Genomic DNA, 17325 nt, shown 5'->3' with positions numbered 1-17325 from the left:
ACCTGACTCGCGCTGACGGAGGAAAGGTCGTTCGGTGGACACGTTCGTCGTCACGACGATCCTCGGCCTGGTTCTCGGTGCGGTCTATGCGATCGCCGCGTCGGGGTTGGTGCTGACCTACACCACGTCCGGGATCCTGAACTTCGCTCACGGCGCGCAGGCAATGCTGGGTGCGTTCCTGTACTGGCAGCTCACCGTGCCGTGGGGCGTGCCCACGATCCTGGCGTTGGTCCTGGTGGTCGGCGTGATCGGGCCGTTGATCGGGATGGGGCTCTACCAGCTCCTGATGAACGGCCTGCGTGACGTCGACGAGGTCACCAAGGTCATCGTCACGGTCTCGGTGCTGCTGGGCATGGTGCAGCTGGCGACCTGGGTCTGGCCGGAGAACGAACCCCGCAAGCTGGAGCTGCTCTTCGGCGAGACCAACGGGGTGGAGGTGCTCGGGCGGCTCATCCGCTACGGCGAGATCCTGGTCGTGCTCGCCGCTGTCCTCCTCGCCGTGGGTCTGCGGCTGCTCTTCACCCGGACCCGGCTCGGAGTCGCGATGCGTGGCGCCGTCGACGACCCCGACCTGCTGCGACTCAACGGCTACAACCCACAGCGGGTCGCGCTGACCAGCTGGGCGCTCGGCGCGGCCCTCGCCGCGTTCGCGGGGATCGTCGTCACGCCCATCGTCGGCGGCTCGTTCGACGCCCGCCTGCTGACCCTGCTCATCATCGACGCGTTCGCGGCCGCCATGTTCGGCAGGCTGCACAGCATCCCGCTGACGTTCGTGGGCGCCATGGTGTTGGGACTCACGTCGAACTACATGACCAAGTACGCGCCCACACAGCTCGACTGGATGGCCAACCTGCGCGGTGCGCTGCCGGCGATCCTGCTGTTCGTCGTGGTGTTGGTCCTGCCTGGGGACCGGCTGCGTGGACTCGTCCAGCGACGCAGCCGGGAGCGTCCCCGGGTGCCCTCGGTGCGGCAGGCGCTGGTCTGGGCCGTGGTCTTCGTCGGGCTGGTCTTCCTGCTCGGCAGGATCGCCAGCCCCGTGATGGTCGGGTCGTGGGTCAACGCGATGGCGTTCGCGATCATCGCGCTCTCGCTGGTGCCGCTCACCGGCTATGCCGGCGAGATCAACCTGGTGCCGCTGTCGTTCTGCGCGGTCGGAGCGATGGTCGGCTACCACACCGGCATCGAGGGGATCGGGATCGAGTCCCGGATGACCTGGGTCGGCATCCTGGCCGCCGTCGTCGCGACGGCGCTGGTCGGTGGACTGGTCGCACTCTCGGCGCTGCGGCTCCGCGGCATCTATCTCGCCCTGGCCACGCTCGCGTTCGGTGGCGTGATGTACTCGCTGGTGCTGCGTGAGATCAATGTCCGACACTGGTTCGGGCTCGACATCGCGCTGTTCCCCAACGCACGCCTGATCGTTCCGCGACCCAAGATCGGTCCGCTCGACCTCGACGAGAGCACGACGTATCTCCTCGCGCTGGCTGTCGTGTTCGCCGTGCTCGGCGTGTTGGTGGTGACCCTGCGCAACAGCGGCTACGGACGTCGACTCGTCGCCATGCGGGACAGCCCGGCCGCGACCGCGATGCTCGGGCAGCGCTTGGTCCTGCTCAAGCTCGGAGTCTTCATGTTCTCCGCCGCGATCGCGGGCCTGGGTGGCGTGCTGATGGCCGGCGCCCAAGGGTCGGTGTCCGGCGACGACTACTTCATCCTCGCGAGCCTGGTGCTCGTGATGCTGACGGTCGTCGGCGGTGTCAGCTACGTGAGTGGTGCGCTGTTCGGCGGTGTCATGGTTGGTGTCGTCCTCACATCCCTGGCCGGCACATCCGGCGGACTCGCCCAGAGCAACCCCGACCTCGCACCGATCTTCGAGCTGCTCGCTCACGTCGGTGGCCTCGCGATCGCCCTGACTGGTCTCGGTGTGCGCCACAACCCGACCGGCGTGGTGCACGCGATCTGCGGCGCCTACCGCCCGCTGACCAACGCCCGGCCCGTGCTGTACGGCGGGGTGGCGGTGATGGCCGGACTCGTGGGCCTCAACCTCACCGAGGTCATAGGGGACTGGAGCTTCGCCCTGCTGACGATGCTGGTGGGTTCCACCCTCCCGGCGTTCGCCGCCAGACTGATGCCGGAGGCGGTGCTCACCGCGGCCGTCATCGAGGAGCGCCAGCGGGCCAGGGAGGACACCGTCGAGCGCAAGGGTCTGTCCGCCCGGCTCACCGCCGACGAGCGGATCGAGCTCGACGCGGCCCTCGGTCTCAACCAGGGGGAGCGGGTCCATGCCGGGGTCTGACGCGCTGCTCTCGATCGACGGGGTCACCGTCCGCTTCGGCGGCACGGTGGCGGTCAACGATGTCCAGCTCGATCTCGAGCCCGGCGCGATCACCGGCCTCATCGGGCCCAACGGCGCCGGCAAGACCACCTTGTTCAATGTCATCACTGGCATGCAACGGCCGACGTCGGGACGCGTCGTGTTCGACGGCCACGACATCACCCGTCGCGGTCCGGCGCCGCGGGCGCACCTCGGCGTCGCCCGCACCTTCCAGCGGCTCGAGCTGTTCCTGACGCTCAGCGTGCGGGACAACGTCAGGGTCGCCGGCGACATCATGAAGGCCCGACACCGCGGTGCCTACGACGTGGACGCCGAGACCGACCGGCTGCTGGAACTCGCCGGGTTGGCCTCGATCGCGGACAAGGAGGTCTCGGAGATCCCGACCGGCAGGGCGCGGGTGGTCGAGGTCGCGCGGGCGCTGATGACCCGACCGCGGCTGCTCCTCCTCGACGAGCCGGCCTCGGGCCAGACCGAGCAGGAGACCGAAGAGTTCGCGGAGATGCTCCGGGGCCTGGCCGAGACGGGGCTCGGCATCTGCCTCGTCGAGCACGACCTGCCGCTGGTCATGGGCCTGTGCAGCACGATCCACGTGCTGGACCAGGGCCGGCTCATCGCCTCAGGCACCCCCGACGAGGTGCGCGCGTCGCCCGAGGTCGTCACCGCCTACATCGGCGCCGAGGTCACTCAGTGATCACCACCCCGGGAGCGCCAAGCGCTCCGCACCCCGGGCACGCACCTCGCTGCGTTGCCGTCGCTCGTTGGACGACCGAGTACGACATCGCTCCGGCGCCTTGCGATGCACGCACCCGGAGCACCGAGCGCCTTCGCCGCTCCCGCGGCGGTGATCACACATGAGCATCGCTGAGCTCGCGGCCACCGACGAGGTGCTGGCCGCGACTGCACCGGTCCTCGAACTGGTCGGGATCCGCGCGGCGTACGGGCCTATCGAGGTGCTGCGAGGCGTCGACCTGGCCGTGCGGGCCGGACAGGTGGTGGCGCTGCTCGGCCCCAACGGCGGCGGTAAGTCGACGACCGTCAAGGTCGCGGCGGGCCTGTTGCCCCCGATCTCCGGCGACGTGCGCTACGCCGGCCGCTCGGTGACCGGTATCGGCGCCGAGGAGGCCGCTCGCCTGGGCGTCTGCACGATCCCGGAGGGCCGTGGCATCTTCGCCAACCTGTCCGTCCGCGAGAACCTCTGGCTGGCAACGGGCACCGGCGTGGGCCGCGAGCAGGTCGAGGATGTCGCGTTCGCCCGCTTCCCTGTGCTCGGCGTCCGCCGCAACCAGCTCGCCGGCTCGCTGTCCGGCGGCGAGCAGCAGATGCTCTCGCTGTCGCGGGCCCTGGCGACCCACCCTGCCGTCCTGCTCCTCGACGAGCTGTCGATGGGGCTCGCGCCGATGATCGTGGGCGAGATCTACGAGACGGTGGCACAGCTGGTCGGGGAGGGCATCTCCGTCCTCGTCGCCGAGCAGTTCGCGCGCGCGGTCCTGCCGATCGCCGACCTCGCCGCCGTCATGCTCAACGGACGCATCACCGCGGTCGGCAGCCCTGCCGAGATCGCGGCCGACCTCTCCACCGCCTACCTAGGGGGATAATGACCACCATGACCAGCACTCCGCAGACCGGGGCCACCGACCGCAGCGCAGCGTTCGCGGCCGCCGTGTCGGAGAGCAAGCTCAGCGCACCCAACGCGACCGCGGACAAGCTCGGGCGCACGCTGGGCATCGCGTTCATGATCCTGGGCGTGGTCGGCACGTTCGTCGCCTACAACACCTCGCGCAGCCTCGACGACACCCGCGACATCGCCAGCAGCCAGATCCTGGCCCTGGTGTTCCTCGCTTTCACCGTGGTGGGTGCGGCGATCTACCTCGCCGGCTCGATCGCGAAGGTGCTGCGGCTGTGGCTGCTGCGGCAGCTCGTCGAGAGCCAGGACCGGATGGACCAGCTGACCGAGGCCCTCCGCGACCGCTGACACGTGACGGTGTCAGGGTCGGTAGGCGCGGACGACCAGGCTCAGGCCCCGGAAGCGCTTCATCGGGAGCACGGACTCGAGCGCGAGGACGGCCCGGAGACCGGCGTTGACCGGCCTCGCGACGTGCTCCATCTCGCTGGTGTCGTCACCGGATGCCGCAGCCCTCGAGCGTCGCAGCCGGGCCACCGGGCGCAGCAGCACGTTCCAGGACGCGGCGTCCTGGACGAGGAAGCCGTGTCGCTCCACGAGGTCGAGGAGCTCCTGGCGCTCGTAGCGGCGGACGTGGCCGAGGGCGACATCGTGGCCGCTCCACATGTCCATGCCGGCGGGCACGGCGACCAACAGCCGGCCGCCGGTGCGGAGCACGCGGAAGGACTCAGCGGCGACGGCCTCATGGTCCTCGACGTGCTCCCAGACGTCGGTGGACATCACCAGGTCGACGCTCTGGTCGGCCACCGGCAGGCGGGTCGCGTCGCCACGGACGACGTCCAGGCCGCGTTCCGCGCAGAGCCGCGCGCCGACCTCGGTGAGCTCGACACCGGTCACCTGCCAACCCAGGTCCCGCAGCACGGCGGCGTTGCCGCCCGGCCCCGGGCCGACGTCGACGGCGCGGCCGGGCGGCACATCACGCATCAGCCGGCGCACCAGGGCGCGTCGCCCGGCATACCACCAGTGGTGCTCCTCCAGTGCCGCCGAACGCCGGAGCTCGTCGTCGTCCATGTCACCTCCCGGGCCGTCCGCCCGGTCGTCGGCCGGCCTCCCTCCGCGGGGAACCCTAGTGGGCGTCCGGCGGCCCTACGATGACCGACATGTCCTCCGAGCCCCTGACCGACTCGGCACCCCCGACGCCCACGACGGGATCGGCGACCGGACCGGCGACCGCCGAGGAGGCCGCGTGGTTCCGTGAGGCCTTCGACCTCGTGACCGACAACATCGGCCAGGCCGTGCTCGGCAAGCGCCACGTCATCAGGCTCACCCTGACCTGCCTGATCTCGGAGGGGCACCTGCTGTTGGAGGACTTCCCGGGCACGGGCAAGACGATGCTCGCCCGGGGTCTCGCCAACAGCCTCTCCGGCACTCACGCGCGGATCCAGTTCACCCCGGACCTGCTGCCCTCCGACATCACCGGCGTCACCGTCTACGACCAGGGGCACAACCGCTTCGAGTTCCACCCGGGGCCGGTGTTCCACCAGCTCGTGCTGGCCGACGAGATCAACCGGGCCTCGCCCAAGACCCAGGCCGCGCTCCTCGAGGTCATGGAGGAGGGTCAGGTCACCGTCGACGGCGTTACGCACGGGGTGCCGCGGCCGTTCATGGTGATCGCCACCCAGAACCCCATCGAGCAGGCCGGCACCTACCGGCTCCCGGAGGCCCAGCTGGACCGGTTCCTGATGAAGACCTCGGTCGGCTACCCGGACGCCGAGTCCACCGAGGAGCTGCTCATGAGCTCCGGCATCCGCGACCGCGCGGCGCTGCTCGAGCCGGTCGTCGACCCGGCGATCGTGCAGGAGATGAGCAAGATCGCCGACCGGGTCTACGTCGACCGCGCCCTGATCAGCTACGTGCGCCAGCTGGCCGAGGCCTCACGCGACCTCGAGCACGTCCGCCTCGGTCTGTCCGCACGCGGCTGCCTGGCCCTGATCCGGGTGGCGAAGACCTGGGCGGCTGCCGACGGACGCACCCACGTCGTCCCGCAGGACGTGGTCACTCTCGCCTCGCCTGTGCTCTGCCACCGACTGCTCCTCGACGCGGAGGCGGCCTTCCGCGGGGTGACGGTCGACGATGTCGTGGAGCAACTGATGGCCGCCGTCCCGGTGCCGTTGGATCGGGCCTGACCGGTGGCGATTTCGGGCCTCCGGGCCCGGGGCCTCACGCTGGTCCGCGCAGTGCGCCGGCTCGCCGGCGGCTTCGCGCGGCAGGTCGGTGCCGTCCTCGGCTCGGTGACCGCGCTCGGCCGCTCGATCATCGCGATCGCGCTCCTGGCGTGGGCGGTGCACCACTGGCTGGGCTGGCTCGAGTTCGGCGTCGTCGCCGCCGTCGGTGCCGTCCTCATGGGTGCGGCCCTCGTCCTGGTCATGCTGCCTCAGCCCGCGCGCGGGCGGCTGCGGATCGACCCCAACCGGGTGACCGCCGGCGAGCCCGCTGCGGCCGAGGTCTCGGTCCGGGCCAGGTGGGTGCCGCTGGTCAGCCCGACCGTGCGTCTCGACGTGGCCGGGGAGACCCGCTCGATGCGGCTTCCTCTGGTGCCTCCGGGCGCCGAGCGGGCCGAGACGATCGAGGTGCCTCCGCTCCCGCGGGGGGTGCACCGGGTGGGCCCGTTGGTCCACGTCCGGACCGATGCGCTCGGACTGCTCCGGCGGCGGTCGCATTGGGCTGGCGTCGAGGAGCTGCTGGTGCGACCCAGGCTCACCCTGCTGCGCACCCTCGACCCGGGGCTCATCAGCGACCTCGACGGCGTCCCGAGCGACCACCCGGCCAGCAGCGACCTGGCCTTCCACGCCCTGCGGGAGTACATCCCCGGCGACGACCTGCGACACGTGCACTGGCGGTCGTCGGCCAAGGCCGACACCCTGCTGGTGCGGCAGTACGTCGAGACCCGGCGCAACGAGGCCACCGTCCTCCTCGACGGCGACCCAACGGCCTACGCCGGGGATGCGGAGTTCGAGGTGGCGGTGTCGGCGGCGGCCTCGCTCGCCGTGCGCGCGATGCGCGACGACTTCGAGGTGACCCTGGTGTGCGGGGACGTGCACGCCTCCTCACGGTCGGTCGACGTCCTGCTGGACGCCACCTGCCGGATCGTCCAGGCCAAGGCCGACCTGCGCGAGACGGCGCGGCGGGCCGCGTCGGCCGGTGCCGGGAGCAGCCTCGTCGTCCTGGTCACCGGCTCGGGCTGCGACCCCGCGTTGCTGCGGACCGCGGGTGCCGAGTTCCCCTCGGACGCGCTGCGGGTGCTGGTGCGGGTCGACCTCTCGGAGCGCAGCACGATCACCACGGTCAGTGGCTTCCGGCCGGTCGTGCTCGGCCGTCTCGACGACCTGGCCGCGCTCCTCACCAGCTCGGGAGTCGCCGCGTGAGACCACTGCCGGCATGACCGCGGCCAACCAGGTGCGCACCACCCAGCAGCGGCTGGTCGACGCCGGGTGCGTGCTGGCGCTGACCGCGCTGGTCCTGTTCGGCTTCGACGAGACCTTCTCGAGCCGCGATTACCTCGCGACGGGGCTGACCGGTGCGGGCGTCGTGGTCGTTATCGCGATGGCGGTCACGGGAGCACGCGGCCCGCGCACGGACATCTTCCTGCTGGCCGCGGCAGCGGCGTACGTCCCGGTCGGGGCGGTCACCGCGTTCCGGCCCTTCTCGGAGGGTCGGCTGCCCACGGGTGACGAGCTGCTCGACGTCCTGACCGCGACGCTGACCGGAACCGAGCAGCTGCTGACCACCATCCCGCCGCTGGACCCGGTCGGTTCGGTGATGGTGCTGCCCTACGCGCTCGGCTTCCTGGGGGCGGGGGCCTCGGTGTGGCTGGCGTTCCGCACCCGACGCACCCTGGCTCCGGTCGTGCCGCTGCTGCTGGCCGAGGCGGGCGTGATCCTGCTCGGGCCGTTGCAGTCGGGTGAGCGGACCCTGGTGGTGGGTGCCGCGTTCGCCGGGCTCGCCTATTGGTGGGCCTCGTGGCGTGCGACGGACCCGGCCGCCCGACGCACCGAGATCCGGCACGCGGGAAGGGGACGGTTCACGCGCGGCGTGGCAGCCGGGCTGGTGATCGGCGTCGCGGTCACCGTCGTCACCCAGCTGGTGCCCGTCGACTCGCTCGACGGCGAGCGCACCGTGCTGCGAGGCCGGATCGGCAGTGGTGCAGACATCGACGAGTTCGACAACCCGTTGTCCGGCTTCCGCCGCTACACCGCCCAGAACGACGGCTCACCCGACAACGTGTTCAACAAGACACTGTTCGTGGTGTCCGGTCTCGAGGAGGAATCGGCGATGCGCTTCGTCACCCTCGACGCCTACGACGGCTCCGCGTGGCGGGCCGACAACCGCACCGTGGCAGATGCCGAGGACGACCTGTTCCAGCGGATCGGCAGCGAGGTGGCCGCCCCTCTCCCCGGCGAGGACGTCGAGGTCAACGTCGAGATGCGCGGGGCCTACACCGGGGCATGGCTGCCCCTGGTCGGGCAGCTGACCGGGATCGAGTTCGACTTCGCAGATGGGCGGGCCCAGCGTGAGGACGTGCGCTACAACCCGGCTACCAGCAGCGCGATGGTGGTAGGGGGCCTCGGGCCGGACGACGACTACACCTTCACCGCCTCGGTGCCCAACACCAAGCTGGCCAAGAACTCGCAGGCCTATCCGGTCGACGAGCCGCTCCAACCCGCGGGGCAGCGGCTCGACCAGTTCCTCGAGCCTTACGTGCGGAGTGGGAGGGACCCCCTCACCCAGGTGCTGCTGCTGGCCCGCTACCTCCACAAGAACGGCCGCTACAGCGACGGCACCGGCGCTCTGAACGTCCCACCCGGGCACGACATCAACCGGCTGGCGGCGCAGTTCATCGGCGCAGACCGGATCGTCGGCAACGACGAGCAGTACGCCGCGTTCATGGCGCTGGCCGCCAACCGCCTGCGGGTGCCGGCCCGGGTCGTCGTCGGCACGTTCACTCCCAAGGACGGCAAGGTCCAGGGCCGCGACGTCCTCGCGTGGGTGGAGCTGCGGGTGCGCGACGGGAGCTGGCGGGTCCTGCCCACCTCGACCTTCATGTCCAACCGCAGGCCCAGGCGCGACGACGAGCCACCGCAGTCGCTCGAGGACTTCGTGCAGGACCAGCTGCCGGAGGACGACACGGACAACCCGAGCTCGCAGGAGCAGGTGCCGCTGCCCGACCCCGACGCGGACCTGGACCAGGAGGAGTCGACCGCCGCGGAGTCACCGCTGCCCGGCGGGGGTGTCTCGCTCGGCGTCCTCGCCCTCGCGCTTCTGACGTGGCTGGTCCCCGGTCTGAAACTGGCGCGGCGGGTGGCCCGGCGTCGTCTGGGCCGCGCCTCGCGCCGGCTGGTCGGTGCATGGGAGGAGGTCGTCGACCTGGGCACGGACCTGGGGATGCCGGTCAGTCCACGCGCCACCCGGGAGGCCCAGGCGGCCGCCCTCGGGGTCGCCCCGGAGCTCGCGCAGCACGCCGACGACCTGATCTTCGCGCCCGAGCCGCCCGACGCCGACGAGGCCGCCACCTACTGGCGGGCCGTCGACCAGGCCCGCCGAGCGATGGCCAAGGAGCACCCGCTGTGGCGACGGGTGCGGGCCTACTACAACCCGACGTCGCTCGTGACCTCGATGCTGCGCCTGCGCCCCTTCGCTCCCGGCCGGCGGCGCCGCCTCGCGCTGCCGCTGCGGCGCCGCGCCCTCGCCAGGGGTGCCTGATGGACCACGAGCCTCAGCGCGTCCGGGTCGAGCGTCGCCCGGTCACCGAGGCCGAGTCACGCGCGGCCAACGGCCCCGACTGGGACCGCTATGCCGACGAGTACCAGGCGACCCACGGCGAGTTCCTCGGCGATGTGGGGTTCGTCTGGGGGCCCGAGGGTTTGACCGAGGCGGACGCCGGCGTCCTGGGACCGCTGGCCGGGAAGGACGTCCTGGAGGTGGGCTCCGGTGCCGGTCAGTGCTCGCGCTGGGTCCGGTCGCAGGGTGGGCGCGGCTTCGGGCTCGACCTGTCGATGCGGCAGCTCCGGCACAGCCGGCGGATCGACGAGTCGACCGGTGTCGCAGTGCCGTCGGTCCTGGGCACGGCCACCGCGCTGCCGTTCCCGGTGGCGTCGTTCGACGTGGTGTTCTCCTCGTTCGGGGCGCTGCAGTTCATCAGCGACATCGACGTGGCGGTCGCCGAGGTGGCGCGCGTCCTTCGGCCCGGAGGCCGCTTCGCGTTCTCGATCACCCACCCGACCCGATGGTCCTTCCCCGACGACCCCGGCGAGGGCGGCCTCACCGCCACCCAGTCCTACTGGGACCGCACGCCCTACGTGGAGGTCGACGACGACACGGGGCTGGTGTCCTACGTCGAGCACCACCGCACCCTCGGTGACTGGGTCGCCCTGCTGGCCGGGGCCGGGTTCGTGATCACCGACCTCCTGGAGCCCGAGTGGCCCGAGGGCCACGACCGGGTGTGGGGCGGGTGGTCCGGCCTGCGCGGCCGGTTCACCCCCGGTTCGGCGATCTTCGGGGCGACTCTGCGCGGCTGAGCTCAGTCGGGCGACGCTGGGCGCCGGTCGGTCGGCGAGAGCCCACCGACGGCGACCTGGGTCACGCAGAACGGCTGGTCGCCGGAAGCGGTCAGCTCCAGGCGGTCGAAGCTGTCGACCAGCACCCAGATGCGTCGGCCGATGGTGCCCGGCTGGGTCGCAGATAGAGGCACCACGGTGTCGGTCTCGCCCGCGGAGACGGTGAGGTCCAGGTCGCTGGCGCTGAAGTAGTCGAGCTGGACGGCCCACTCGTAGTCGTAGACCTCTGCGGACAGGAGGATCGTCGTGGTCTTCCCCGGCTCGACGAGGTATCCGCATTCCGGCTGCGGGCCGGTCGCCGAGACAGCGGCGGGTTCGGACACCTCACCCTCGACGAGCTCGCCGTCGGTGGTGGGCACCAGCATCGCGGGTGCCGGCTCGTTGTAGGTGATCGGAAGGTCCAGCGGGCGAAGCAGGTCGGACAGGTTGGCATGTCCGAACATGTAGGTCGCGTTGATGACGTGGTCGGGGGCGACCGTGTCGTACAGGTTGGCCCGCCCGGCCGCCTTGGCGTCCGTGACCAGGTTGTCGACCCATGGCCGAGGGCTGTTCGGCTTGGTGAGGTCCCAGTTGCGGACCGAGACCCCCACCGCTAGCGCACTGGCGAGTACGAGGTAGCCGCCGAGCGTGATCTTGGTTGCCAGCCGTGGTCGGGCGCCGAGCGGCCGTACCAGAGCCTCGTCGGTGGTCTCCGTGCGCAGAGGCGTGACCAGGAACATCAACCCCAGCATCAGGACCGGTGGGGCGTCGGCGAGGTAGCGGTTCTCCCACAGGGACGGCAGCCCCATGTCGGTGTAGCGGCTGCTGAAGAGAACCAGGCCGTAGGCCCCGGCGGCGTACGTCGCGGACATCAGCAGCATCAGCCACGCGCGCCTGCGGAACACCAGCGCTAATACGGTGCCGGCGGCAGCCGCGATCAGAAGGACGCTTCGGAGGGCGGGGTCGGCGGCTGAGAAGGGCTGGAGCACCGACGACATCTCCACGAACGGCCCGCCCAGCATGGCCGGTAGCACGAGGCTGCCCGCCGCGGTGCTGTAGAACTCGGCGATCTGTCCGGGGGAGCGGCCCACCGGGAAGTCGATGGCGAAGGTGTCCAGCTCGGGCCTCGGAGCGATGAGGTAGAAGACGAGGAAGATCGCGATCAGAACCGCACTGGGCCACAGCACCCTGATAGTTCGGCGCAACCGCTGGACGAGCGAGCCGTCGCCGACGATCAGGGCGACGAATGCGAGGGGGATCGAGACGAGGACGGCCTTCTGCCAGAAGAGAAGGCCCACCCCGACAGTGAGCGTTAGCCATAGCAGGTCACTGCGCCGTTCACCGCGCAACAGGTGGCGCGTCAGGAAGTAGATCGCGAAACCGATCGTCGCCTGCAGGGGGAGGTAGATCAGGCTCGCGCACCACCACACCCCGATCGGCATGATGCTGGGGGCGAAGCCGATGACGACCAACGCGCCGACGAGGTGAAACCGTTCTCCGAACAGCTCGCGGAGCGCCAACCCCCAACCCACCATGACAGCGAGGGTCAACACGCAGGTCGTCACCGTGACCCAGGTGAAGTCGAGGGGGTCGTAGGCCGTGGTGACCCAGATGAGGAAGGACCCGATCGGCATGAGGTGGTCGTTGTTCGTCTGCCTGACGAACTCCAGCAGCGTGGTGTTGTCGGCGGCGGCAATGAACACCCAGTCGTCCTGCAAGTAGGACCAGCCCTGCGTGGTGACCGCCCGGAACACCAGCGTGGCCAAGGTGACCAGCGCGAAGCCCGCGCGGAAGAGGAACGAGGCGGGGATGACGGGCGCGGCGACCTGGACCCGCCGGCGCCGGGGCGCCTCGGTCAGCGTCTCGGTCACTCGGCCGGGGCCGGGTCGTCGGGAGACGTCGCTGCGTCGGGCATGCGGTGACCGTAGCCGCACCTGGCCCCGGTGAGAATGAGGTGTGGACTTCTCCTCGCTCGTCCCGCTGGAGGGTGGCTGGTCAGGACACACCTTCGTGGCCGAGACGGCGGGGGAGCGCAGCGTCGTCCGGGTCTACCCGCCGGGCACCCGCGGAGGTGTTGGACCGCAGGTCGACGGGGCCGTGCTGCGCCTGGTCCGCGGGCTGGTGCCTGTGCCGACCGTACTCGAGGTGCGGCCGCAGGACGGTGCCGGGCAGCCCGGCCTGCTGGTGACCGGCTGGGTCCCCGGGGTCCGAGGAGACCAGCTGCTGCCGAGCCTCGACGAGGGTGGCCTGCGCCGGGTCGGGGCGGCTCTGGGGGCCCTGCTCGCCGACCTCGGTGGCATGCCGATGGTCCGCCCCGGGGCCTTCGTGGACGCCGAGCTGCGGATCGAGCCGTGGACGCTCGACCTCCCGGCGTACGTCGCGGGGCTCGAGCCGCGGCTGGGACACCTGTCCGTCGACGAACTCGACGGGCTGCGGGAGGTGGCGCTCGAGGCGCAGACCCTGCTCGACACCGTCGACCGGGCCTGCCTGGTCCACAGCGACCTCAACCCCAAGAACCTCCTCCTCGACCCCGGCTCCTTGGACGTGGTCGCGGTCCTGGACTGGGAGTACGCCCACGCCGGCCACCCGTTCACCGACCTCGGCAACCTGCTCAGGTTCGACCGTCACCCGGCGTACGTTGCCGCGGTCCTCGAGGCCTACGCGGCGCGGCGCGGCACTCCGCCGGACCGGGCGCTGTCGCTGGCGCGCGCGGCGGACCTGTTCGCCCTGGTCGAGCTCTCCACCAGGCGCGCCGAGAACCCGGTCGCGGCCAGAGCCAACCGGCTGCTCCGGGCGATCGCCCGCAGCCGGGACGTCGGCGCGCCGGGCCCGGCCGAGGGCGTTCAGCCGCTCGAGGAGCGCGTGCAGCCAGCCGCGCACGGGGAGTCCGAGGCACCTGGCACCGAAACCGGGCAGCCGAGGGATTGACGGGAGGACGCCAGCTTCGGGGGGCGCGCAGGCCGTAGGCTGGGCCCCGTGGACGGTGCTGCCCGGGAACACCAGATCTCGGTGGTGATCCCGGTCTACCAGGGCGAGAAGACCCTGGCCAGGCTGCTCGCGGACCTGGAGGCGTGGACGCGTCCGTTCAGCACCCCGGGCGGCCACCGAGCGGTCGTCAGCGAGGTCCTCCTCGTCCACGACTGTGGTCCCGATGCCTCGGACCGGGTCATCCGCGCGGCCGCCGACGCCTACGGCTGGGTCCGGCCGGTCTGGCTGAGCCGCAACTTCGGTCAGCACGCCGCGACGCTGGCAGGGATGTCGTCCTCGGGTGGCGACTGGGTGGCCACAATGGACGAGGACGGTCAGCACGACCCGGCAGACCTGGGCGGCATGCTGGACCGAGCGATGTCCGAGCGTGCCGACGTCGTCTACGCCCGCCCTCTCAACCCGCCCCCGCACGGGCTCCTCCGCAACACGGCGTCCCGGCTCGGCAAGCGTTCGATACCACTTCTCACCGGGCGCGCAGGGGCCGAGATGTTCCACAGCTATCGATTCATGCTCGGCGACATCGCCCGCTCGGTGGCGGCCTTCTCTGGGCCTGGGGTCTACCTGGACGTGGCGCTGGGATGGATCTGCCGCCGGCCCACGACCGCACCGGTCACCCTGCGCGACGAGGGCGAGCGCCGGTCCGGCTACGACTGGCGGTCGCTGGCCTCGCACTACTGGCGCATGGTGATCACCGGCGGCACCCGGATGCTGCGGCTGGTGAGCCTGCTGGGTGTGGCGCTCGCCCTGGTCGGTGTGGTGATGACCATCGTCGTCGTTGTCTTGCGGCTGTCCGGGCACATCGACGTCAGCGGCTGGGCGTCGGCGATGGTCGTGGCACTGCTCAGCTCGGGAGCCATCCTGTTCGCGCTCGGCGTGGTGGCCGAGTACGTCGGCGTGGCGGTCAACATGGCGATGGGCAAGCCGCTCTACCTGGCCCTCGGCGACCGAGAGCTGGGGCCGATGGGCCGCAGCGCGGCCCCCCAGGTCCCTGGAACGCCTCACCAGTGACGACTCTGCTCGTCGGGCGGGGACTGCTCGGACGCGCTGTCAGCCGCCGCCTGGAGAGGCAAGGGCAGACTCCGCACGCGGTCTCGGTCACCTGGGCTGACCGAGATCGGGCCCTGCGCGAGCTCATCCAGGCGTCCTCGCTCTGCGCTGACGAGGGGGATGAAGACGGTTGGCGGCTGGCGTGGTGCGCGGGCGCGGGCGTGGTCAACACCCCGGAGGAGGAGCTGCTCGAGGAAGTGTCCTTGCTGGAGGCGTTCCTCGCCGCGCTCGCCCGACCACCTCGGTCGATGTTCCTCGCCTCGTCGGCCGGTGGGGTCTACGCGGGTTCGGACCAGCCCCCGTTCACGGAACGACATGCGCCCTGCCCGGTCTCGGCCTACGGTCGTGCGAAGCTCGCCGCCGAGGCGGCCGGCGCGCGACTGGCGGTGTCACGCGGCACACGCGTCGCGATCGGCAGGCTCGCGAACCTCTATGGTCCCGACCAGGCCCTTCGCAAGCGGCAGGGGCTCCTGTCCCAGCTGTGCCTGGGGCGGGTGACCGGCCAGCCGGTCCACCTCTATGTCTCGACGGACACCTTGCGTGACTACCTCTACGTCGACGACGCAGCCGCCGTCGCGGTTGCCATGCTCGACCGTGTCGGTCTGGAGGTGGAGTCGACTGTGGTCATCAAGATCGTGGCCTCGGGACGCGCCGCGACGATCTCGGAGGTGGTGGGGGCGTCGACCAAGGCGTTCCGGCGACGGGTGCCGCTCGTGCGTGCGGTGATCGATGACAGCGGTCAGGTGCGCGACCTGCGACTTCGTTCCGAGGTATGGACTGACCTCGACTCGCTGGTGCGGACCCCTCTGGTGGTCGGCCTCCGGGCGACCGCGGAGGGCGTCGCTGCCGAGCACCGCTCGGGCCGGTTGGACGCTGCGTTGCCTCGGTGACACCTCTACCTGTGCGCCGGAGTCGTGAGCCGAGGTGACCTCCGGTCGACGTGTGCGGAGCCGGCGCCTGCCGCGGACGTCGGCCGAATGGACTCGGTCGCAGCCGTCGGCGTACGCTTGGCGACTGCGTGAGACGTCTGCCTGCGTCCCGGACGGAGTGGACTCTCGCTCGCTATTGATCCTTTGAAGATGTCGCCCATCCGGTGGCGCTCCACTCTCGATAGTGAAACCGACCTCGCACGCGCCCGAACGACATCTGCCCACCCGAGGATCACATCCCCTTATGACATCCACTCTCCACCCGAGCACCCTGCAGGACTTCGACGCGCCCCAGGTGGCCGTCAACGACATCGGCTCCGAGGAAGACTTCCTCGCCGCGATCGACCTGACCATCAAGTACTTCAACGACGGCGACATCGTCGAGGGCACCATCGTCAAGGTGGACCGCGACGAGGTCCTGCTCGACATCGGCTACAAGACCGAGGGCGTCATCCCCTCCCGCGAGCTGTCGATCAAGCACGACGTCGACCCCTCCGAGGTCGTCTCTGTCGGTGACGCCGTCGAGGCCCTGGTCCTCCAGAAGGAGGACAAGGAAGGCCGCCTGATCCTGTCCAAGAAGCGCGCCCAGTACGAGCGCGCCTGGGGCACCATCGAGCAGGTCAAGGAGGAGGACGGCGTCGTCGAGGGCACCGTCATCGAGGTCGTCAAGGGCGGCCTGATCCTCGACATCGGCCTCCGCGGCTTCCTGCCCGCCTCGCTGGTGGAGATGCGCCGGGTGCGCGACCTGCTGCCCTACGTCGGACAGACGCTCGAGGCGAAGATCATCGAGCTCGACAAGAACCGCAACAACGTGGTCCTGTCGCGTCGCGCCTGGCTGGAGCAGACCCAGTCCGAGGTGCGCCACGGGTTCCTCACCCAGCTGCAGAAGGGCCAGATCCGCAAGGGTGTCGTGTCCTCCATCGTCAACTTCGGTGCGTTCGTGGACCTCGGCGGCGTCGACGGTCTGGTGCACGTCTCGGAGCTGTCCTGGAAGCACATCGACCACCCGTCGGAGGTCGTCACCGTCGGTGACGAGGTCACCGTCGAGGTGCTCGACGTCGACATGGACCGCGAGCGCGTCTCGCTGTCCCTGAAGGCGACCCAGGAAGACCCGTGGCAGCACTTCGCCCGGACCCACCAGATCGGCCAGATCGTGCCGGGCAAGGTCACCAAGCTGGTGCCGTTCGGCTCGTTCGTCCGGGTCGAGGAGGGCATCGAGGGCCTGGTGCACATCTCCGAGCTGGCCGAGCGCCACGTGGAGATCCCGGAGCAGGTCGTCCAGGTCAACGACGACGTGATGGTCAAGATCATCGACATCGACCTCGAGCGTCGCCGGATCTCGCTGTCGCTCAAGCAGGCCAACGAGACTGCCACCGCGACCGTGGTCGAGGACTTCGACCCCACGCTCTACGGCATGACCGCGACCTACGACGACCAGGGCAACTACGTCTACCCGGAGGGCTTCGACCCGGAGACCGGCGAGTGGCTCGAGGGCTACGACGAGCAGCGCGCCGTGTGGGAGGAGCAGTACGCCAAGGCGCACGCTCGCTGGGAGGCGCACGTCAAGCAGCAGGAGGAGGCCGCCAAGGCCGAGGTCGAGGCCGGCGAGGCCACGTCCTACTCCAGCGACTCGGCCGGTGCCGAGAGCGGCGAGAGCGAGGCCGACGGCGGCTCACTCGCCTCCGACGAGGCGCTGCAGGCGCTTCGCGAGAAGCTCACGGGCGGGGCTTCCTGACCGCTCGACGAATCGCAGCCACGAGTGCGGCCGGCCTGGCGCTGGCCGCACTCGTGTGCGTCCCGGGGTCCTCGGGTGCCGCG

Annotated in this window: 14 protein-coding genes; 12 read left to right on the top strand and 2 right to left on the bottom strand. The window is 70.8% G+C overall.

Annotated features, from left to right (window positions below):
- Positions 1-34 precede the first annotated feature (34 nt).
- The 4 genes from ACYVC6_RS20955 to ACYVC6_RS20940 all read left to right on the top strand — a co-directional run bounded on the left by ACYVC6_RS20955 (position 35) and on the right by ACYVC6_RS20940 (position 4301).
- Positions 35-2290, top strand: coding sequence for a branched-chain amino acid ABC transporter permease (locus ACYVC6_RS20955; protein ID WP_460716436.1), 2256 nt, complete (start codon positions 35-37; stop codon positions 2288-2290).
- Positions 2277-3020, top strand: coding sequence for an ABC transporter ATP-binding protein (locus ACYVC6_RS20950; protein WP_460716434.1), 744 nt, complete (start codon positions 2277-2279; stop codon positions 3018-3020). The genes ACYVC6_RS20955 and ACYVC6_RS20950 overlap by 14 nt, the downstream gene beginning before the upstream one ends.
- A gap of 160 nt (positions 3021-3180) precedes the next feature.
- Positions 3181-3924, top strand: a complete 744-nt coding sequence (locus ACYVC6_RS20945) for an ABC transporter ATP-binding protein (RefSeq protein ID WP_460716433.1) — start codon at positions 3181-3183, stop codon at positions 3922-3924.
- A gap of 8 nt (positions 3925-3932) precedes the next feature.
- Positions 3933-4301: a hypothetical protein gene (locus tag ACYVC6_RS20940; RefSeq protein WP_460716432.1), complete on the top strand. Its 369-nt coding sequence runs from the start codon at positions 3933-3935 to the stop codon at positions 4299-4301.
- A 12-nt stretch (positions 4302-4313) separates the two neighbouring features.
- Here ACYVC6_RS20940 and ACYVC6_RS20935 read toward each other — a convergent pair whose 3' ends face one another.
- Positions 4314-5021 carry a class I SAM-dependent methyltransferase gene (locus tag ACYVC6_RS20935; protein WP_460716430.1) on the bottom strand — a complete coding sequence of 236 codons (708 nt, stop codon included), beginning with the start codon at positions 5019-5021 and terminating at the stop codon, positions 4314-4316.
- Positions 5022-5110: 89 nt separating this feature from the next.
- On the opposite strand from ACYVC6_RS20935, the gene ACYVC6_RS20930 reads away from it, so the two are divergent.
- From ACYVC6_RS20930 to ACYVC6_RS20915, 4 genes are read left to right on the top strand one after another with little or no spacing between them, the layout of a single operon-like run.
- The gene (locus tag ACYVC6_RS20930; protein WP_460716428.1) at positions 5111-6136 is read left to right on the top strand and encodes an AAA family ATPase; all 1026 of its coding nucleotides are present in this window, start codon (positions 5111-5113) and stop codon (positions 6134-6136) included.
- A gap of 3 nt (positions 6137-6139) precedes the next feature.
- Positions 6140-7375, top strand: a complete 1236-nt coding sequence (locus ACYVC6_RS20925) for a DUF58 domain-containing protein (RefSeq protein WP_460716426.1) — start codon at positions 6140-6142, stop codon at positions 7373-7375.
- Positions 7376-7388: 13 nt separating this feature from the next.
- Entirely contained in the window at positions 7389-9710 is a 2322-nt protein-coding gene (locus ACYVC6_RS20920; RefSeq protein ID WP_460716424.1) for a DUF3488 and transglutaminase-like domain-containing protein, read from the top strand.
- The gene (locus ACYVC6_RS20915; protein WP_460716422.1) at positions 9710-10525 is read left to right on the top strand and encodes a class I SAM-dependent methyltransferase; all 816 of its coding nucleotides are present in this window, start codon (positions 9710-9712) and stop codon (positions 10523-10525) included. Before ACYVC6_RS20920 ends, ACYVC6_RS20915 begins: the two co-directional genes overlap by 1 nt.
- Positions 10526-10527: 2 nt before the next feature.
- On the opposite strand, the gene ACYVC6_RS20910 is transcribed toward ACYVC6_RS20915, so the two are convergent.
- Entirely contained in the window at positions 10528-12414 is a 1887-nt protein-coding gene (locus ACYVC6_RS20910; RefSeq protein ID WP_460716421.1) for a hypothetical protein, read from the bottom strand.
- Between the two features lie 85 nt (positions 12415-12499).
- Between ACYVC6_RS20910 and ACYVC6_RS20905 the strand changes: the two genes are divergently transcribed.
- The 4 genes from ACYVC6_RS20905 to rpsA all read left to right on the top strand — a co-directional run bounded on the left by ACYVC6_RS20905 (position 12500) and on the right by rpsA (position 17242).
- A complete protein-coding gene (locus ACYVC6_RS20905; protein ID WP_460716420.1) occupies positions 12500-13471 on the top strand; it encodes a phosphotransferase family protein in 972 nt (323 codons plus the stop codon).
- Positions 13472-13519: 48 nt separating this feature from the next.
- On the top strand, positions 13520-14539 hold the full coding sequence (locus ACYVC6_RS20900; protein ID WP_460716419.1) for a glycosyltransferase: 1020 nt from the start codon (positions 13520-13522) through the stop codon (positions 14537-14539).
- Positions 14536-15468 carry an NAD-dependent epimerase/dehydratase family protein gene (locus ACYVC6_RS20895; protein ID WP_460716417.1) on the top strand — a complete coding sequence of 311 codons (933 nt, stop codon included), beginning with the start codon at positions 14536-14538 and terminating at the stop codon, positions 15466-15468. Before ACYVC6_RS20900 ends, ACYVC6_RS20895 begins: the two co-directional genes overlap by 4 nt.
- Before the next feature lie 283 nt (positions 15469-15751).
- Complete coding sequence (rpsA, locus tag ACYVC6_RS20890; protein WP_460716415.1) at positions 15752-17242, top strand: 30S ribosomal protein S1; 1491 nt, start codon at positions 15752-15754, stop codon at positions 17240-17242.
- The last annotated feature ends 83 nt before the right edge of the window (positions 17243-17325 follow it).

The organism is Nocardioides dilutus (assembly GCF_054779555.1).
Note: the sequence above shows the minus strand (reverse complement) of the source record. Positions and strands in the feature narration are given on the sequence as shown.